This window comes from Polynucleobacter sp. TSB-Sco08W16 (assembly GCF_018687455.1).
Classification (GTDB): domain Bacteria; phylum Pseudomonadota; class Gammaproteobacteria; order Burkholderiales; family Burkholderiaceae; genus Polynucleobacter.
The window spans coordinates 604750-621356 of sequence record NZ_CP061291.1 but is presented as its reverse complement, the minus strand read 5'-3'; the positions used below and the strand labels follow the sequence as shown (position 1 = coordinate 621356).

General features: G+C 46.5%; 16 protein-coding genes and 1 tRNA gene. 8 read left to right on the top strand and 9 right to left on the bottom strand.

Going from position 1 to position 16607, the window contains the following annotated elements:
• Positions 1 to 2 precede the first annotated feature (2 nt).
• Positions 3 to 344: a zinc ribbon domain-containing protein YjdM gene (locus FD961_RS03240; protein WP_215394086.1), complete on the top strand. Its 342-nt coding sequence runs from the start codon at positions 3 to 5 to the stop codon at positions 342 to 344.
• A gap of 11 nt (positions 345 to 355) precedes the next feature.
• Here the strand turns inward: FD961_RS03240 and FD961_RS03235 are convergent, their stop codons facing one another.
• The gene (locus tag FD961_RS03235; RefSeq protein ID WP_215394085.1) at positions 356 to 571 is read right to left on the bottom strand and encodes a YdcH family protein; all 216 of its coding nucleotides are present in this window, start codon (positions 569 to 571) and stop codon (positions 356 to 358) included.
• A 225-nt stretch (positions 572 to 796) separates the two neighbouring features.
• Here FD961_RS03235 and FD961_RS03230 point away from each other — a divergent pair, with 225 nt between their 5' ends.
• A complete protein-coding gene (locus FD961_RS03230) occupies positions 797 to 1642 on the top strand; it encodes a hypothetical protein (protein ID WP_215394084.1) in 846 nt (281 codons plus the stop codon).
• A 23-nt stretch (positions 1643 to 1665) separates the two neighbouring features.
• Here FD961_RS03230 and FD961_RS03225 read toward each other — a convergent pair whose 3' ends face one another.
• Positions 1666 to 1929, bottom strand: coding sequence for a hypothetical protein (locus FD961_RS03225; RefSeq protein WP_215394083.1), 264 nt, complete (start codon positions 1927 to 1929; stop codon positions 1666 to 1668).
• Between the two features lie 69 nt (positions 1930 to 1998).
• On the opposite strand from FD961_RS03225, the gene FD961_RS03220 reads away from it, so the two are divergent.
• Complete coding sequence (locus tag FD961_RS03220; protein WP_215394082.1) at positions 1999 to 2655, top strand: DsbA family oxidoreductase; 657 nt, start codon at positions 1999 to 2001, stop codon at positions 2653 to 2655.
• Between the two features lie 12 nt (positions 2656 to 2667).
• Here the strand turns inward: FD961_RS03220 and FD961_RS03215 are convergent.
• From FD961_RS03215 to FD961_RS03200, 4 genes are all read right to left on the bottom strand, one after another.
• Positions 2668 to 2757 (bottom strand) — tRNA-Ser (locus FD961_RS03215).
• A 48-nt stretch (positions 2758 to 2805) separates the two neighbouring features.
• Positions 2806 to 4116: a serine--tRNA ligase gene (serS, locus tag FD961_RS03210; protein WP_215394081.1), complete on the bottom strand. Its 1311-nt coding sequence runs from the start codon at positions 4114 to 4116 to the stop codon at positions 2806 to 2808.
• Between the two features lie 42 nt (positions 4117 to 4158).
• Positions 4159 to 4854, bottom strand: a complete 696-nt coding sequence (locus FD961_RS03205) for an outer membrane lipoprotein carrier protein LolA (protein WP_215394080.1) — start codon at positions 4852 to 4854, stop codon at positions 4159 to 4161.
• A 9-nt stretch (positions 4855 to 4863) separates the two neighbouring features.
• Positions 4864 to 7176 (bottom strand): DNA translocase FtsK, encoded by a 2313-nt coding sequence (locus FD961_RS03200; protein WP_215394079.1) that lies wholly within the window; start codon positions 7174 to 7176, stop codon positions 4864 to 4866.
• A 39-nt stretch (positions 7177 to 7215) separates the two neighbouring features.
• Between FD961_RS03200 and trxB the strand changes: the two genes are divergently transcribed.
• Positions 7216 to 8172 (top strand): thioredoxin-disulfide reductase, encoded by a 957-nt coding sequence (trxB, locus tag FD961_RS03195; protein ID WP_071464967.1) that lies wholly within the window; start codon positions 7216 to 7218, stop codon positions 8170 to 8172.
• A gap of 108 nt (positions 8173 to 8280) precedes the next feature.
• On the opposite strand, the gene FD961_RS03190 is transcribed toward trxB, so the two are convergent.
• The gene (locus FD961_RS03190; protein WP_215394078.1) at positions 8281 to 10341 is read right to left on the bottom strand and encodes a sodium-translocating pyrophosphatase; all 2061 of its coding nucleotides are present in this window, start codon (positions 10339 to 10341) and stop codon (positions 8281 to 8283) included.
• 171 nt (positions 10342 to 10512) lie between these two features.
• Between FD961_RS03190 and ppa the strand changes: the two genes are divergently transcribed.
• The 3 genes from ppa (at position 10513) to glnK (ending at position 13122) form a co-directional block, all read left to right on the top strand.
• Positions 10513 to 11049 (top strand): inorganic diphosphatase, encoded by a 537-nt coding sequence (gene ppa / locus FD961_RS03185; protein WP_215394077.1) that lies wholly within the window; start codon positions 10513 to 10515, stop codon positions 11047 to 11049.
• Positions 11050 to 11082: 33 nt separating this feature from the next.
• Entirely contained in the window at positions 11083 to 12702 is a 1620-nt protein-coding gene (locus FD961_RS03180) for an NAD+ synthase (protein ID WP_215394076.1), read from the top strand.
• Positions 12703 to 12783: 81 nt separating this feature from the next.
• On the top strand, positions 12784 to 13122 hold the full coding sequence (gene glnK / locus FD961_RS03175) for a P-II family nitrogen regulator (protein WP_215394075.1): 339 nt from the start codon (positions 12784 to 12786) through the stop codon (positions 13120 to 13122).
• Here glnK and FD961_RS03170 read toward each other — a convergent pair whose 3' ends face one another.
• On the bottom strand, positions 13123 to 14127 hold the full coding sequence (locus FD961_RS03170) for a helix-turn-helix domain-containing protein (protein ID WP_215394074.1): 1005 nt from the start codon (positions 14125 to 14127) through the stop codon (positions 13123 to 13125).
• 229 nt (positions 14128 to 14356) lie between these two features.
• Between FD961_RS03170 and ilvD the strand changes: the two genes are divergently transcribed.
• Positions 14357 to 16051, top strand: coding sequence for a dihydroxy-acid dehydratase (gene ilvD / locus FD961_RS03165; protein ID WP_215394073.1), 1695 nt, complete (start codon positions 14357 to 14359; stop codon positions 16049 to 16051).
• A 72-nt stretch (positions 16052 to 16123) separates the two neighbouring features.
• Here the strand turns inward: ilvD and FD961_RS03160 are convergent, their stop codons facing one another.
• Positions 16124 to 16600, bottom strand: coding sequence for a copper chaperone PCu(A)C (locus FD961_RS03160; RefSeq protein WP_215394072.1), 477 nt, complete (start codon positions 16598 to 16600; stop codon positions 16124 to 16126).
• Positions 16601 to 16607: the final 7 nt, after the last annotated feature.

The window sequence follows — 16607 nt, the reverse complement described above, 5'->3', positions numbered from 1 at the left end:
CCATGAGTACAGAGAACCCACCCAAATGCCCTGCCTGCCAGGAAGACATGACCTACCCAGATGGTGAAAACTGGGTTTGCGCTCAATGCGGTAATGAATGGTCAATGACCGCAGCGATTGAAGAGGAAGCAGGATTGATAGTCAAAGATGCCAACGGCAATCTATTGGCCGATGGTGATACTGTGACCCTCATCAAGGACCTTAAAGTAAAGGGATCATCCACAACCTTAAAGGTAGGCACCAAGATTAAAGGTATTCGCTTGGTTTCAGGTGACCATGAGGTCGATTGCAAAACAGAAGCAGGCAATATGCTACTTAAAGCCTGCTTCCTGAAAAAAGCCTAAGATAAATTGAATTACGTGCTGGCTTTCTTGAGTACTGCGTATATTTGATCTTTCAGCAGCAATTTTTCTTTCTTGAGGGTTTCAATTTCCTCAGGCGTACTTGGTTCTTTGTGATCCTCCATGCGCAGAATCTTGGCATCCAAGTTATTGTGCTTATCAAACAGATGCGAAAAGTGGCGATCCGTTGTTTTTAATTTGGTGATTAATTCACGATATTCTGGAAACATAGAATTCCTTATGGAGAAGTAACTAGGTTTAGTAAAACTGCGTATTTCCAGTGTAGCAACCTCGTACCAAGAGAACAATCAATATGGCAAGATTTTTATTGAAACTCTACCCTTGCATTTAGCAGGTAAAACCCCATATACCTTTGATTATGAATGCAATGAATTTGCAGTAATATTCATAGGTGCGAAAGCACATTAACTACCAATAAAGAAGGGTAATAAACCATGGCTACAAAGAAGTCACCAGCAAAGAAGAAAGTAGCTACCAAGGTGGTAAAAAAAGCCCCTATAAAGAAAGCTGTTAAGAAAGTTGCTCCTAAAAAAGTAGCAGCCAAAAAGACAGTGAAAAAGGTAGTGAAACCAGTAGCTAAGAAAGCTCCTGCTAAGAAGCCTGTTGCTAAAAAGGCAGCTGCTAAGAAACCAGCAGTAAAGAAAGCGGCCAAAAAGACAGCTGCTAAACCTGCTGCCAAATCATCTAAGGTCGATCAATACGGTCTTGAAAAAGATGATGAGTTTTATGGCCTGTACTTTGCAAAATCTACCAATAAAGGCATGGTTGAAGTTAAACCATGTACCTTCTCATTGATGTATTGGTGGAAAGGTTTGCTCGGCTATCCTGACATGATTGAGATCTCAAAGGGCAGTAATACTGCCATGTTGCAGTTTGAATCTACTTTTGGTGGCGGGGATTCCGGAGAAACCGAATTAACAGAACAAGATGTTTTAGATATTGATCACATTATTGAAGTGGACGAAGAAGAGATGCTCATCTCCCTCTACTCTTATGTACCTATTCCAGTACCTGAGAAGTTGGTTGGCGCTTTGAGCTTGTCTATTCTGAACATCAATCCTGAAACCCGCTATGGCAGCCTAGAACTCTGCTCTACCGAGAACGAAGAAGGTGAAACTGAGCACTTCTTGCGTTACCGTGCGGCAACTTACCTGCGGGGCATTAAGTCAGGCAAGGTAGAGGCAATTGAAAGCATGGTTACTAATGGTTCCGAGTTTTTCGGTCTTGCTCTAGATGCAATGTGTGTCAATAAGTCCATTAAGAAATGGTTGCTCAGTTAATTTCTGAGCGCCAGATTAAAGGCTTATCTGCATAAGTAGTTGTACGTCATCGGAAAGCGGTCATTGACCGTTTTCCGACTATCAATAATCGTCACAGTTCGTTTTCCTAGCTTCTTGCACTCAGCAAGAGCCATCTCTTGAGCCTCATCCTCTTTCGCATCTTTGGGTGAATGGACGCCGATCGTTCCGTCAGACTGCTGATATACGCCGAATTGACTAGGCGGTGTTGAGCAAGCGGTCAGTAAAAATCCCAAACAAATAATGTAGCGATAAGAGCTTGATTTCATAGAAATACTCTAACAGATTTAGGTCTGCCCTATTGAGCTTCTTCGAGCAATCTCTGTAGAATCAAGAATATGAAACCCACTATCAAGATTGACTTTGTGTCTGATGTAGCCTGCCCTTGGTGCGCAGTTGGATTAGGCAACCTCAATCAAGCAATGAAGCAGTTAAGCGAGAAGGTAGATTTTGAGGTACATTTCCGCCCCTTTGAACTCAATCCCAATATGCCTATCGGCGGTCAAGATGCTATTGAGCATCTCACCGAGAAATATGGATTAAGCGAAGAACAAGTTAAGGTCAATCAAGCCAATATCCGCGCGAAAGCATTAGAGGCTGGATTTGAGTTTCATCCAGAAGGGCGTAAAAGGGTTTACAACACCTTCAATGCCCATCGCCTTCTCTATTGGGCTGCTAAAGAGTATGGGGCAGACAAACAAGCTTCCCTGAAAAGGGAATTACTCAACACCTACTTTTGCCTCGCAGTGGACTTAGACGATCAACAGAATTTGCTGAATGCTGTTGGCCGCGCAGTTCTTGATTGCGAACGAGCCAATCGAATCCTCGATGGCGATGAATTTACCCAAGAAGTCAGAGATGAAGAGGCAACCTATACAAACTTAGGTATACATTCAGTTCCGTCGATTATTCTGAATGATCAATACCTATTGCAAGGTGCGCAACCCAGAGAAGCATTTGTTGAAGCTTTTGGGCAATTAATCAAACCAGGGTAGCACTTGCTTATTTGGCGGAGAGGGAGGGATTCGAACCCTCGGTAGGTTTGACCCTACGCCTGATTTCGAGTCAGGTACATTCGACCACTCTGCCACCTCTCCGAACCGAAGGGCAATTATAGCTTTGGGGTGTTTATTAGGTTTTTCTAACTAGATTGGCTTCAATACTTCTAAGCCACCCAGGTATGGCTGCAATGCTTTTGGAATGGCAATGCTGCCGTCTACTTGTTGCTTGTTCTCTAGGAGCGCTACTAATGCCCTGCCTACTGCAAGGCCAGAACCATTTAATGTGTGAACCAATTCTGGTTTACCTTGGCCTGATTTAAATCTGGCTTGCATACGTCTTGCTTGGAAGTCACCCATGCTGGAGCATGAACTAATCTCACGATAGGCTTTTTGTGATGGCACCCACACTTCTAAGTCATAAGTCTTAGTGCTGCCAAAACCCATATCACCAGTACAGAGCAATACTTTTCTGTACGGCAACTCAAGCAATTCCAAAATTTTCTCTGCATGACCTGTTAGATCTTCAAGGGCTTGCATAGAGTCTTCTGGCTTAGTGATTTGCACTAACTCGACCTTATCAAATTGATGCTGACGAATCATGCCGCGTACATCTCGACCATAGCTACCTGCTTCAGAGCGGAAGCACGGAGTGTGGGCTACAAACTTCAATGGCAGGCTGTCAGCATTGACGATTTCATCACGTACTAAATTGGTCACCGGAACTTCTGCAGTTGGAATGAGGTAGAAATTTTCAGTCTTCGCCTCTCCTGCTCCATCCTCGCCACCCATTTGGCGTGGGACCTTAAAGAGATCTTCTTCAAACTTAGGCAATTGGCCAGTACCACGCATGGATGCAGCGTTCACCATATAGGGCGCATAGACCTCTTGGTAGCCATGATTTGTTGAGTGGGTATCGATCATGAATTGCGCTAATGCACGATGCAGTCTCGCAATCGGTCCTTTGAGAACCACAAAGCGTGAGCCGCTAATCTTGGCTGCTACTTCAAAATCCAAACCAAGTGGACCGCCTAAATCTACGTGGTCTTTAATCTCAAAATCAAACAGGGGCGCTTCACCCCAACGCTTTATTTCTTGATTCTCAGTTTCATCTTTACCAGTTGGCACAGACTCATCTGGTAGATTTGGAATGCCCATTAAGAAATCTGAAATCTCCGCTTGGAGAGTTCCGAGTCTTGCTGAGCCAGATTCCATATCAGTATTCACTTGTGCAACCTCAGCCATCTCAGCAGAAGCGTCTTCGCCTTTGCCTTTTTTCATGCCAATAGCTTTAGACAATTGATTACGCTTAGCTTGTAATTCTTCGGTGCGGGTTTGCAAAGACTTACGCTCGGACTCTAAGGTATTAAATTTCTCAACATCTAGCTGAAATTTACGAGTGGCTAAGCGCGCTGCAACAGCGGCGATATCTTTACGAAGTAATTGCGGATCAATCATGTGATGCTCTATGGGTTTTGGGTATCTAAGGTGAACTAGGCTCTAGTTTAAGCGTAAGACTTCAGCGCCTGCAGGTGGTGTGAAATTAAAGCGATTTGCTGGCAAATTGACGTTGAGCTGGATCTTATCGAGAGTGACTAGGACAACGCTACCCAAGCCATCCATCAACTCAAGCGCCTTAGGCAGTCCATTGACCATGCCGATCGAGATCTTGGTGTACGGAAGACCGTTTTTCTTTTTAGCGCTGGGATCACTTTTAGGAACTAGGGCTACCCATTTCATTCCTAAACGCTCTTCACCTTCGATTAAATCAAAATGCTGATCAAGAGAACTTTCACCAAACAGAATCGCTGCTGGCGTCGATGCAAGTGCTTGTCCTGCTGGGCGGAAGGTTGCTTGATTTAAATCCTTGTCCCACAAAATGAGTTGATTGCCATTAGCGATGAGTTTTTGCTCATACGGTTTTTGTGTATCCCAGACAAAACGACCTGGACGCTGAAATACAAAATGACCTTGCGTTTGGCGAACAACCTTGAGACCCTTATCTTGCGGCTCATTAGCCTTAGGTGTGCGCAATTGTTGTTGCACAAAGTCACCCTCCGCTGTTTTGGAGTTACGTACAAATTGACGTAGCTGTTCTGACCCACTTTCAGCTTGTGAGAATGCGGTACCGGAAAATAGAATCGCAGCGATACTAATTGCAAATTGAACCGCTACTACAGATAAGAGTTTTTGCAAAATCAAGCCTTACTCGGAGGGGGGATGCAAAATCTCGCGATTACCGCCATTACCCATCTTCGATACCAGGCCCGCTTTCTCCATATCTTCTAAGAGACGTGCTGCTCGATTGTAACCAATACGCAGGTGGCGCTGAACCAATGAAATCGATGGGCGCTTGTTTTCAAGAACAATGGCCACTGCTTGGTCATAAAGTGGATCCGCTTCACCACCACCTTCTCCAGTGAGCGCGTCAACGTTAGATTCGTCAGCACCTTCAAGAACGCCGTCGATATAGTTCGCTTCGCCCTTCTCTTTGAGCCACTCAACCACGCGATGAACTTCGTCATCTGATACAAAAGCACCATGAACACGCACTGGTAAGCCAGTACCTGGAGCCATGTAGAGCATGTCACCCATACCAAGCAATGCTTCCGCGCCCTGTTGATCCAGAATCGTTCGGCTGTCGATCTTGCTGCTGACTTGGAAGGAAATGCGGGTTGGTACGTTTGCCTTAATCAAGCCGGTAATGACGTCCACGCTTGGGCGCTGTGTTGCCAATACCAAATGAATCCCTGCAGCACGAGCTTTCTGCGCGATACGCGCAATTAACTCTTCAATCTTCTTGCCTGAAACCATCATCAAGTCAGCCAACTCATCGATGACAATCACGATGACTGGCGCTTTGTATATTGGCTCTGGATCTTCTGGCGTCAAGCTAAATGGATTGGTGAGCTTTTCACCTTTTTCTTCTGCTTCTAAAATTTTCTTATTAAAGCCGGCCAAGTTACGTACGCCAAACTTACTCATCAGTTTGTAGCGACGCTCCATCTCGTTTACCGCCCAGTTCAGCGCGTTATACGCCTGCTTCATATCAGTAACAACCGGGCATAGCAGATGCGGAATCTTGTCGTAGATAGCCATCTCCAGCATCTTTGGATCAATCATGATCAAACGCACTTCATCAGGCTTTGCTTTAAAGAGCAAAGACAAAATCATGGCGTTGATACCAACCGACTTACCAGCGCCTGTCGTACCAGCTACTAAGCAGTGCGGCATCTTGGCCAAGTCAGCCACCATTGGGCTGCCAGAAATATCTTTACCCAAAGCCAGAGTCAACAAAGAATGATTGTCGTTATAAACCTGGGAAGTCAATATCTCAGACAAGTAAACCGATTGACGTGTTGGGTTTGGCAATTCCAAAGCCATACATGTTTTGCCAGGAATTGTTTCTACGACACGCATACTCACAACGCCAAGTGAACGCGCTAAGTCACGTGAGAGATTGACAATCTGGCTGCCCTTCACACCAATTGCCGGGTCAATCTCATAGCGCGTTACCACTGGACCAGGGTAAGCGGCGATCACGGTCACTTGTACATTGAACTCAGCTAACTTGCGTTCAATTAAACGAGAAGTAAATTCCAAAACATCTGCAGAGATTGTTTCTTTTGCTTCGGGAACGGGATCTAACAATGCTAGCGGTGGTAATTCTGAATCTGGAATATCTACAAACAGTGGCTGTTGTTTCTCACGCTCGACACGAGCACTCTTTGGAATCTCAATCGGAGCACGCACAATTTGCACTGGGGCAGCCACTTCTACGCGACCCCGAATTTCTTCCACAAACTCTTCACGCTCTTCAGCGGCGGCTTCACCCAACTTGCGATCTTCTTCACTATCGCGACGCTCGCGAATGCGGTGATAGCTTACTTCTAAGAAACGGCCTACTTTTTCAGCAACATCTAGCCAGGAAAAATGGAGAAATAGAGATAAGCCAGCGCAAAGACCAAATAGAAGAACTAAGGTTGCGCCAGTAAAACCAAGGGACATCTGGAGAGGATCACCGATCAACTCACCCAAAATGCCACCAGGAGGTCTAGGAAGCTGCCAGGACAATGAATGCATCCGAATAGACTCAAGGCCCATACTGCAGACTAAAGTCAGGCCAAAGCCCAACCAACGCATTAATAGGGAATCTGGTTTGGCATCTGGATCTGGTGGCAAAGGGATGCTCCAGAGCTCACGCCAGCCATTGAGGACACGGCGCCCAAACAGAACAACCCACCAAAACGCAGAAACCCCAAAGATATAGAGCATTAAATCAGCTAAATAGGCTCCAAAACGCCCACCCAGGTTCTTAGGGGTCTCAAAACTGGCATGAGACCAAGCTGGATCTGCCTTGGAATACGTCAGCAAAACAGCAAATAGACCAAGGCATAAGCCCAGGGAGATAAACCAGCGGGCCTCTAGTAGAAGGCGGGGCATCCTGCCCTGCCCGCCCATCTCTGGGGGTTCGGGACTCTTGGGAGTCTTGGACTTCGGGTATGCGGTTCTAGCCATGTTCTACCGATTGTAAACAAGCAAACCTATAATTTGGATATGACTACAAATACCCCAAAACACTCCAAAGTCCTCATCCTCGGATCTGGCCCTGCTGGCTACACCGCTGCGGTCTATGCCGCCCGCGCCAATTTAAAGCCTACCCTCATTACTGGCTTGGCCCAGGGGGGTCAACTTATGACAACCACCGATGTTGAAAACTGGCCAGCCGACGCTGATGGCGTTCAAGGGCCAGAGCTCATGGACCGCTTTTTAAAGCATGCGGAGCGCTTTAATACCGAGATCATTTTTGATCATATTCATACAGCGGCCCTCACAGAAAAACCAATTCGCTTAGTTGGTGACTCCGGCACCTATACCTGTGATGCCTTGATTATTTCCACTGGCGCTTCTGCTCAGTACATTGGCCTCCCAAGTGAAGAAGCTTTTATGGGCCGTGGTGTTTCTGGGTGCGCAACATGCGATGGTTTTTTCTACCGCAATCAGGATGTTTGTGTAGTTGGTGGTGGCAATACTGCAGTTGAAGAAGCGCTCTACCTTACTGGTATTTGCAAAAAGGTAACCGTGATTCATCGTCGCGATAAATTCCGTGCTGAACCGATTCTCAATGATCGCCTCATGGCAAAAGTTGCTGAAGGCAAAGTGGAGTTGAAATTGAATGCCACTCTCGATGAAGTTCTCGGTGATGAAAAAGGTGTTACAGGTGTACGCATCAAGAAACAAGATGGCAGCACCGAAGAGATTGCTGTGACTGGAGCATTCATTGCGATTGGCCACAAACCCAACACTGATCTCTTTGTTGGCCAGCTCGATATGAATAACGGCTACCTTAAGACCCACTCTGGCTTAGAAGGCAATGCCACCGCCACCAATATCCCCGGCGTATTTGCTGCAGGTGACGTTCAAGACCATATCTACCGTCAAGCCATTACCAGTGCAGGTACGGGCTGTATGGCTGCATTAGATGCACAGCGCTACTTAGAAACTTTAGAGTAATTTTTATTTGCTGATTCTAATTCTCTGTATGCAATAAAAAACGCCTAGCAATGCTAGGCGTTTTGTTTCTTGCTTTGTTTATTGCTTTGCGCTACTTGCGCATATTACTTACCGTGAGATCACTGGCAAGAGTGGCACGATGAGTAATGCCACGATGTTGATGATCTTAATTAATGGATTAACAGCAGGACCCGCAGTGTCTTTGTAGGGATCGCCCACAGTATCACCAGTCACAGCTGCTTTATGTGCCTCAGAACCTTTACCGCCGAAGTTACCTTCTTCGATAAATTTCTTCGCATTATCCCAGGCGCCACCACCGGTACACATTGAGATTGCCACAAACAAGCCGGTCACAATCGTACCCATCAGCAAGCCACCCAATGCCGCAGGGCCAAGCAATAGACCAACGACGATTGGTGCCACTACAGGTAGCAATGAAGGAATAATCATTTCTTTGATAGCTGCGCCTGTGAGCATGTCTACAGCCTTGCCGTACTCAGGCTTAGCAGTGCCCTCCATGATTCCTGGAATGTCACGGAACTGACGACGCACTTCCTCAACAACCGCGCCCGCACAACGACCCACCGCTTCCATCGCCATTGCACCAAACAAGTAAGGAATCATGCCGCCGATGAAGAGGCCAATGATGACCATGTGATTAGACAAGTCAAAAGAAACCTGCTGACCAATACTTTCTAGAGCATGGGTATAGTCTGCAAAGAGTACTAATGAAGCTAAACCAGCTGATCCAATCGCATAGCCCTTAGTAACTGCTTTAGTAGTGTTGCCAACAGCATCTAATGGATCTGTAATATCGCGCACTGATTGTGGCAAGCCTGCCATTTCAGCAATACCGCCGGCGTTATCGGTAATTGGGCCGTATGCATCAAGCGCAACGACGATACCTGCCATTGACAACATTGCTGTCGCTGCAATTGCAATGCCATACAAACCAGCTAACCAGTAAGCGGCATAAATCGCTGCACAAACAAATAACACTGGATAAGCAGTCGACTTCATCGAGATACCTAAACCAGCAATGATGTTGGTGCCATGACCTTTTGTAGAGGCTTCAGCAATGTGCTGTACTGGCTTGAACTGAGTGCCGGTGTAGTACTCAGTGATCCAGACCAATCCAGCTGTCAGCAATAAGCCAACCACTGTTGAACCGAATAAGCGCCACTGACTACCTGGAATACCGAGGGCATCATCAGGCATGATGAAGTTCGTTACAAAATAGAAGGCTACTAGTGATAAACCACCTGCGATGATGAGCCCTTTGTACAAAGCTGGCATCACATTCTTCATACCAGGCGTTGCTTTAACAAAAGAGCAGCCGATGATGGAAGCAATGATGGATACGCCACCCAGTACTAATGGGTAAATAATTGCAGCTACTGGAGCACCAGCAACCATTAATGAACCCAAGACCATCGTTGCAATCAGCGTTACCGCGTAGGTTTCAAATAAGTCGGCTGCCATACCAGCGCAATCACCTACGTTATCACCTACGTTATCAGCGATCACCGCAGGATTACGTGGATCATCTTCTGGAATACCTGCTTCAACTTTACCGACCAAGTCAGCACCAACGTCAGCACCTTTAGTAAAGATGCCGCCGCCTAAACGCGCGAAGATCGAAATCAAAGAGGAGCCGAATGCCAAACCAATCAGCGGATGCAATACAGAGGAGAGGTCTTGCCCTGCACCAATTGATACCAGGAACATAAAGAACAAACCAACCCCAAGGAGGCCAAGGCCAACCACCAACATACCGGTAATAGCGCCGCCTTTAAATGCCACATTAAGTGCTTCGTTCATTCCCTTGGTAGCCGCTTCAGCAGTACGGACGTTTGCACGCACTGAAACATTCATACCAATAAAGCCGCAGGCGCCAGAGAGAACCGCGCCGACTACAAAGCCAATTGCTGTCGCAAAGTCCAAAAAGAGCGCCATCAGAATAGCCAGAACTATTCCAACTACCGCAATCGTTTTATATTGGCGCGAAAGATAGGCTGCCGCACCCTGCTGAATCGCCTCAGCAATCTCTTGCATCTTGGCATTACCCGTACTTTGCTTCAAAATCCAGCCGCGCATCACAAAACCGTAAATCACGGCCAGGACACCGCACGCCAAGGCAAAATACAAGCCTAAAGTGACATTACTCATGCTTGAACTCCCTAAAGTTAATCTTTATTGTTTTGTATTACTAGCGCTTAGGCAGACCCGGTTTCCGAAAGCTTTAAACTATGTCTTTAAGCCGTATCAGTATGTAGCAGAATCACCCCTGCGCCCCCTCATTAGGATCAGGGTATTTACTAATCTTTATTCGGAGTATGTATGAGTCTCGACAAAGTCAAGCCAGGTAAAAAAATCCCTGAGAGCTTCAACGTCATTATTGAAATCCCAATGAACGCGGATCCAGTGAAATATGAAGTGGATAAAGAGAGTGGCGCAATTTTTGTTGACCGTTTCATGGGTACTGCAATGCACTATCCGTGCAACTATGGCTACATCAACAAAACCATCGCTGGTGATGGCGACCCTGTTGACGTCCTCGTTATTACTCCGTTCCCACTCATTCCTGGTGTTGTAGTGAGCTGCCGCGCTATTGGTATCTTGCAGATGGAAGATGAAGCCGGTCAAGACGCTAAATTGTTAGCCGTACCTGAAGATAAGATTTTGCCAATCTATACCCACTGGCAAAAACCGGAAGATATGAACCCATTACGCTTGAATCAAATTCAACACTTCTTTGAGCACTATAAAGATCTCGAAAAAGGCAAGTGGGTAAAAGTTAAAGGTTGGGGTGGCGTTGCTGATGCTCATAAAGAAATTCTTGAGGGCATTGAGCGCTACAACAAAGAAAACGCTTAATTCTTTAATGCTAAATAGGCTTTGTGATTCGGAGTGAGCGCACAGAAAATTGCCTTAGCCCAAATGAACCCATTACTGGGTGATCTGGCTGGTAACGCTCAACTGATTCACAAGGCTGCTCAAGCGGCCTTTTCACAAGGCGCCAAGCTGGTTGTGACGCCTGAGCTTTCTCTTACAGGCTATCCTCCAGAAGACTTATTGCTCCGTCCTGCTTTTATTCAAGCGGCTAATCAAGAGCTTGAACTCTTGATGAGAGAATTGGCGCAGTATTCCGACCTTACAGTGATCGTTGGTCACCCAAAACAAACATCAGCAGGCTTGCAAAACTATGCCTCCGTTTTACGAAATGGCAAAGTCATTGCAGGTTATGCAAAACAAGAATTGCCTAATCATGAAGTGTTCGATGAGGTACGGTACTTTGTGCCCGGCAATCAAGCTTGTGTATTTGAATGTGATGGCATTCAGTACGGCGTAATTCTCTGTGAGGATGCATGGCATCCTGGTCCAGCAAAACAAGCACATGCTGCAGGGGCACAAATCTTGCTCGTACCTAATGCTTCACCCTATCATCTGAAAAAAGAAGCCTTACGCATTGATGTTTTGCGTACCCATATCGATCAAACCAAAATGCCCTTGGTCTATGTCAATGCAGTCGGTGGTCAAGATGAATTGGTATTTGACGGTGGATCATTTGCTTTAAGTAGCCAGGGCGAAGTAGTAATGTCTCTCCCGCAGTTTGAAACTGCTCTTGGGTTGGCGAGCGTAAACGCCAGCGGTGAGCTTGAAAAAGGCTCTATTTCTCCAGCGCAAAGTGTTGAGGCACAAGCCTATCAAGCCTTAGTCCTAGGAGTGCGTGATTACGTCAATAAAAATGGCTTTCCTGGCGTCATCATTGGATTGTCTGGTGGCGTAGATTCTGCTCTTGTGCTTGCTATTGCAGTGGACGCCTTAGGCGCAGACAAAGTGCGCACTGTGATGATGCCTTCACGCTATACAGCCGATATTTCCTGGATTGATGCCCGTGAAATGGCCAAGAACTTAGGCGTTCAATACGATGAGATTCCTATTAGCGGCCCGGTTGATGCCTTAGAGCAATCTTTAGCAGAGCAATTTAAGGGCACGAAGATAGACGCTACCGAAGAAAATATACAAGCACGCGTGCGGGGCACGATACTCATGGCGCTCTCTAATAAAACAGGGCGACTGGTGCTCACTACTGGCAATAAAAGTGAAATGGCCGTGGGTTACTGCACACTTTATGGCGACATGGCTGGCGGATTTGCAGTCATCAAAGACATTGCTAAAACCTTGGTCTATCGTTTATGCGCTTATCGCAACAGTCTTGCACCCGTCATTCCAGAACGGATTTTGACGCGCGCACCTTCCGCTGAATTGCGTCCCGACCAAACCGACCAAGATAGTCTTCCCTCTTATGAAGTACTCGATGGCATCGTTGAGCGCTATATGGAGCAAAACCAATCTATCGCGCAAATCATCGCCGCAGGCTTTGATGCTGAGAGTGTAGAAAAGGTAACTCGCCTGATCAAGCTTAATGAATACAAGCGCCGTCAAGCCCCTCCTGGGGTACGCGTTACCACTCGCGCATTTGGTCGTGACTGGCGCTACCCCATTACCTCGCAATTTAGGGCCTAGGCCCTGCCCCAGCACTTTCGGGGGGCGTCAATTTGGCACTTCCACGACTTCTAGGTATGATGAGTTCCATAGGGGGAACACATGAAACTCATTACATCCATTATTAAACCGTTTAAGCTCGATGAAGTTCGCGAGGCCTTGGCTGAAGTAGGTGTGACTGGCCTCACCGTAACAGAAGTAAAAGGTTTTGGTCGCCAAAAGGGTCATACCGAGCTCTACCGTGGCGCTGAATATGTAGTTGATTTCTTGCCCAAGGTAAAGATTGAAGCAGTAGTTTCTGATGACCGTCTTGAGGCAGCACTCGATGCAATTACCAAAGCGGCTCACACTGGAAAAATTGGTGACGGCAAAATTTTTGTTACCGCAGTCGAACAAGTCATCCGCATTCGAACTGGCGAAACTAACGAAGCAGCAGTTTAATTAACGCAGCTGAGAATCTGTCGGAGTCAAAGGCTGAACAATTTCGGCCGACTCCAAATTAATAGTCTTAGCCGTTGTATTGGCAAGGCGCACTTTCGCGCCCTGATAATAAATATCCACCTGAGACAATCCTGAGGTCAAGACCTTGAGGGGTGGTTTTCCATAAATACTCACCCCCACTCCCGGCTCTAAAGTTTTGTTTTGGGTTTTTCCACTGGCATCGATTACACAAACTGTTTGCGCTGTCTTTGATTGCAAATACACCATGTCGCCAGCCTTTTTAGGCGCATCTGGTCTGTAATTGATTGCCGCTGCATCTGCAGAAGGACACTCTGAAGAAGCTGCTGCCACCGCTAAGGGTGCGGCCGTAACTGGCTCAGAAGTTATTGCAGGAACAGGTTTAGATTCCGCTGGTGCCTCGGTTGACGGAGGAGTAGGCGAAACCTCTTCAATCACCACAATTTCTTCTTTTACTGGCTCTGGAAAAAACAAAGACCGTAAATTGACAATAGAAAATACTAAAGCCGCAGCAATGCCCAACAGCAAAAAGATTTTCTTCTTGGGATTTTTGCTGGGTGAATGATTACCTGAAGGCTGACTAAAGGGAATCGGCTTTTGTATTTCATTTAGCGAACTAAATTCAGATGACTTAGGCCCCTTAACCGACCTTGCTTGCTTTTCTTCGCTAGCAGAACTTTGCATTGCAAGCTCTTGGGTCTCTTCCGCTATTGTTTCAGATTCACTTTGCTTACCTTGTGGCTCAGTGCCAAAATTAAAGGCGTCTTCTTCTTTTAGCTTCAGAAGTCCAGCTACTTTTTTGGCGGCAGTAACTTTATTTTGCGCGCCATAAAAAGAGCTGCTTTCACCACTCTCAATCTGCTCAATTTGACGAACAGAGAAACATGACTTTCTCGATACGTCTTGAACGCTTAAGCCAAGTGCTTCTCTAGCACTGACAAATGCCTGCCCGCAAATTTCTGGCAGTTTAGTTTGAGGTTTAGCCAATCTTTTCTCTGCTTTGTCTCATGGATCCTACTAAATACTAACCGCAATATAAGCAATTGATAAGTCACTAATAAACAAGCACTTTCCTAAAGGTCTTTATTGTTTATATTGCATTGCAACAATTATGAGGTCTTCATCCTACCGCCCTCAGTCAGCACTTATAGGACTTTCCAAGCATCTCACGGCACAATAGAGCCTTTCGAAATAAACCTTTTCTGGAGTAATAAGCATGAAACGCCTTAATAAACGCTCACGCATGGTCACCGAGGGAGTCGCTCGCGCACCTAACCGCTCGATGTATTACGCCATGGGTTACGAAGAAAAGGATTTCACCAAGCCAATGGTGGGTGTTGCTAATGGCCACTCTACTATCACCCCTTGCAATAGTGGATTACAAAAATTAACCGATGCTGCCGTGATTGCATTGGAAGAAGCGGGTGCAAAGGCCCAAACCTTTGGAACACCTACAGTCTCTGATGGTATTGGCATGGGCACTGAAGGCATGAAGTACTCGCTCGTATCTCGTGAAGTGATTGCCGACAGCATTGAAACTTGTGTCAATGGTTTATGGCAAGACGGCGTAGTAGTGATCGGTGGTTGCGATAAAAATATGCCAGGCGGCATGATGGCGATTGCCCGCACCAACGTTCCCGCAATTTATGTTTATGGCGGCACGATTAAGCCAGGCCATTACAAAGGTAAAGACCTCAATATTGTCTCTGCATTCGAGGCAGTTGGTGAATTTACTTCTGGCCGCATGAGCGAAGAAGATCTCAAGGGTGTAGAACAACACTCCTGCCCAGGTAGTGGCTCCTGTGGCGGTATGTACACAGCCAATACGATGAGTTCCTCGTTTGAGGCCCTAGGCATGAGCCTGCCCTACTCCTCTACTATGGCTAACGTAGATGCAGAAAAAGTGGCTAGCGCTGCTGAGTCTGCACGTGTTCTTGTTGAAGCAATCAAGAATAACTTGCGTCCACGTGACATCATTACCAAGAAATCCATTGAGAACGCTGTGAGTGTGATCATGGCAGTGGGCGGATCAACCAATGCGGTTTTGCATTTCTTGGCAATTACTAGCGCTGCAGAAATCGATTGGACGATTGATGACTTTGAGCGCATTCGCAAAAAAGTTCCAGTAATCGTGGATATGAAACCATCCGGTACTTATTTGGCGACTGATTTGCATCAAGCTGGCGGCATTCCACAAGTGATGAAAATTTTGTTAGATGGTGGATTACTCCATGGTGATTGCATGACGATTACCGGCAAAACCATTGCTGAAGTATTGAAGGATGTTCCATCAGTACCGCGCGCTGATCAAAAAGTCATTCGTACCTTAGATAATCCTTTGTATAAGCAAGGTCACTTGGCAATTCTGAAGGGCAATATCTCCCCTGAAGGTTGCGTTGCCAAGATTACTGGCTTGAAGAACCCATCCATTACCGGCCCTGCCCGTGTATTTGATTCTGAAGATGATGCAATGGCGGCTATCATGGCGCAAAAGATCAAGGATGGCGACATCGTCATCATTCGCTATGAAGGCCCTAAAGGTGGTCCTGGTATGCGCGAGATGCTCTCCCCTACCTCCGCCTTAGTTGGTCAGGGTCTAGGTGAATCTGTAGGCCTGATCACCGATGGTCGCTTCTCTGGCGGAACTTGGGGCATGGTAGTCGGACACGTTGCTCCTGAAGCTTATGTAGGCGGCACGATTGCCCTCATTAATGAAGGTGACTCTGTAACCATTGATGCTCATAAGCTCCTCATTCAGCTCAATGTCAGCGATGAAGAGATTGCTAAGCGTCGTGCAGTCTGGAAGCAACCTAAGCCACGCTACACCCGCGGCCTCTTGGCTAAGTATGCAAGCCTAGCAAGCAGCGCTAGCAAAGGTGCTGTTACTGATCTGGATTTAGATTTAAGCTAATCGGCATTTCAGCAAAGCAAAAGCCCCTAGTTTTAACTAGGGGCTTTTTTATTTCATAGCACTCAGAACTGCTTAGTGCTTCATAGCACCCGCAGTATTAACGGGGAACTTCACTTCCACATCTCCAGCCTTGGCAAACTTGAGTTTCACTGGAACAGACTCGCCCGCCACAAATGGGCCTTTGAGGCTCATGAACATTAAGTGATAACCGCCCGGCTTCAGCTCCACCGAACCATTCGCTGGCACAGCGATATCTTTTACTTGGCGCATTTTCATGACGTTGCCGTCCATAGCCATCTCGTGCAATTGCACTTCGCCAGCAGCAGGAGAAGACGCAGACAACAACTGGTCTGGAACATTGCCTTTGTTCTCAATCTTCATAAATCCACCGGCGACTTGTTGGCCCGGAGCGGTGGCGCGGGTAAAAGCGTCATCAATCTTGATAGCATCAGTACTTACAGTTTTAGCAACGCCCTGTGCCATAAGAGAACTGCAAAGCCCCAAACTTAGAAGGCCAATTGATAATATTTTTAGTAACGCTTTATTCATTCCATTC

Bases quoted from the DNA above. Each gene is read 5' to 3' on its own strand.
- ppa (WP_215394077.1), top strand. From the start codon at position 10,513: ATGAGTCTCGACAAAGTCAAGCCAGGTAAAAAAATCCCTGAGAGCTTC.
- FD961_RS03190 (WP_215394078.1), bottom strand. From the start codon at position 10,341: ATGAGTAATGTCACTTTAGGCTTGTATTTTGCCTTGGCGTGCGGTGTC.
- FD961_RS03240 (WP_215394086.1), top strand. From the start codon at position 3: ATGAGTACAGAGAACCCACCCAAATGCCCTGCCTGCCAGGAAGACATG.
- FD961_RS03160 (WP_215394072.1), bottom strand. From the start codon at position 16,600: ATGAATAAAGCGTTACTAAAAATATTATCAATTGGCCTTCTAAGTTTG.
- ilvD (WP_215394073.1), top strand. From the start codon at position 14,357: ATGAAACGCCTTAATAAACGCTCACGCATGGTCACCGAGGGAGTCGCT.
- FD961_RS03230 (WP_215394084.1), top strand. From the start codon at position 797: ATGGCTACAAAGAAGTCACCAGCAAAGAAGAAAGTAGCTACCAAGGTG.
- FD961_RS03225 (WP_215394083.1), bottom strand. From the start codon at position 1,929: ATGAAATCAAGCTCTTATCGCTACATTATTTGTTTGGGATTTTTACTG.
- FD961_RS03220 (WP_215394082.1), top strand. From the start codon at position 1,999: ATGAAACCCACTATCAAGATTGACTTTGTGTCTGATGTAGCCTGCCCT.
- FD961_RS03200 (WP_215394079.1), bottom strand. From the start codon at position 7,176: ATGGCTAGAACCGCATACCCGAAGTCCAAGACTCCCAAGAGTCCCGAA.
- FD961_RS03235 (WP_215394085.1), bottom strand. From the start codon at position 571: ATGTTTCCAGAATATCGTGAATTAATCACCAAATTAAAAACAACGGAT.
- serS (WP_215394081.1), bottom strand. From the start codon at position 4,116: ATGATTGATCCGCAATTACTTCGTAAAGATATCGCCGCTGTTGCAGCG.
- glnK (WP_215394075.1), top strand. From the start codon at position 12,784: ATGAAACTCATTACATCCATTATTAAACCGTTTAAGCTCGATGAAGTT.
- trxB (WP_071464967.1), top strand. From the start codon at position 7,216: ATGACTACAAATACCCCAAAACACTCCAAAGTCCTCATCCTCGGATCT.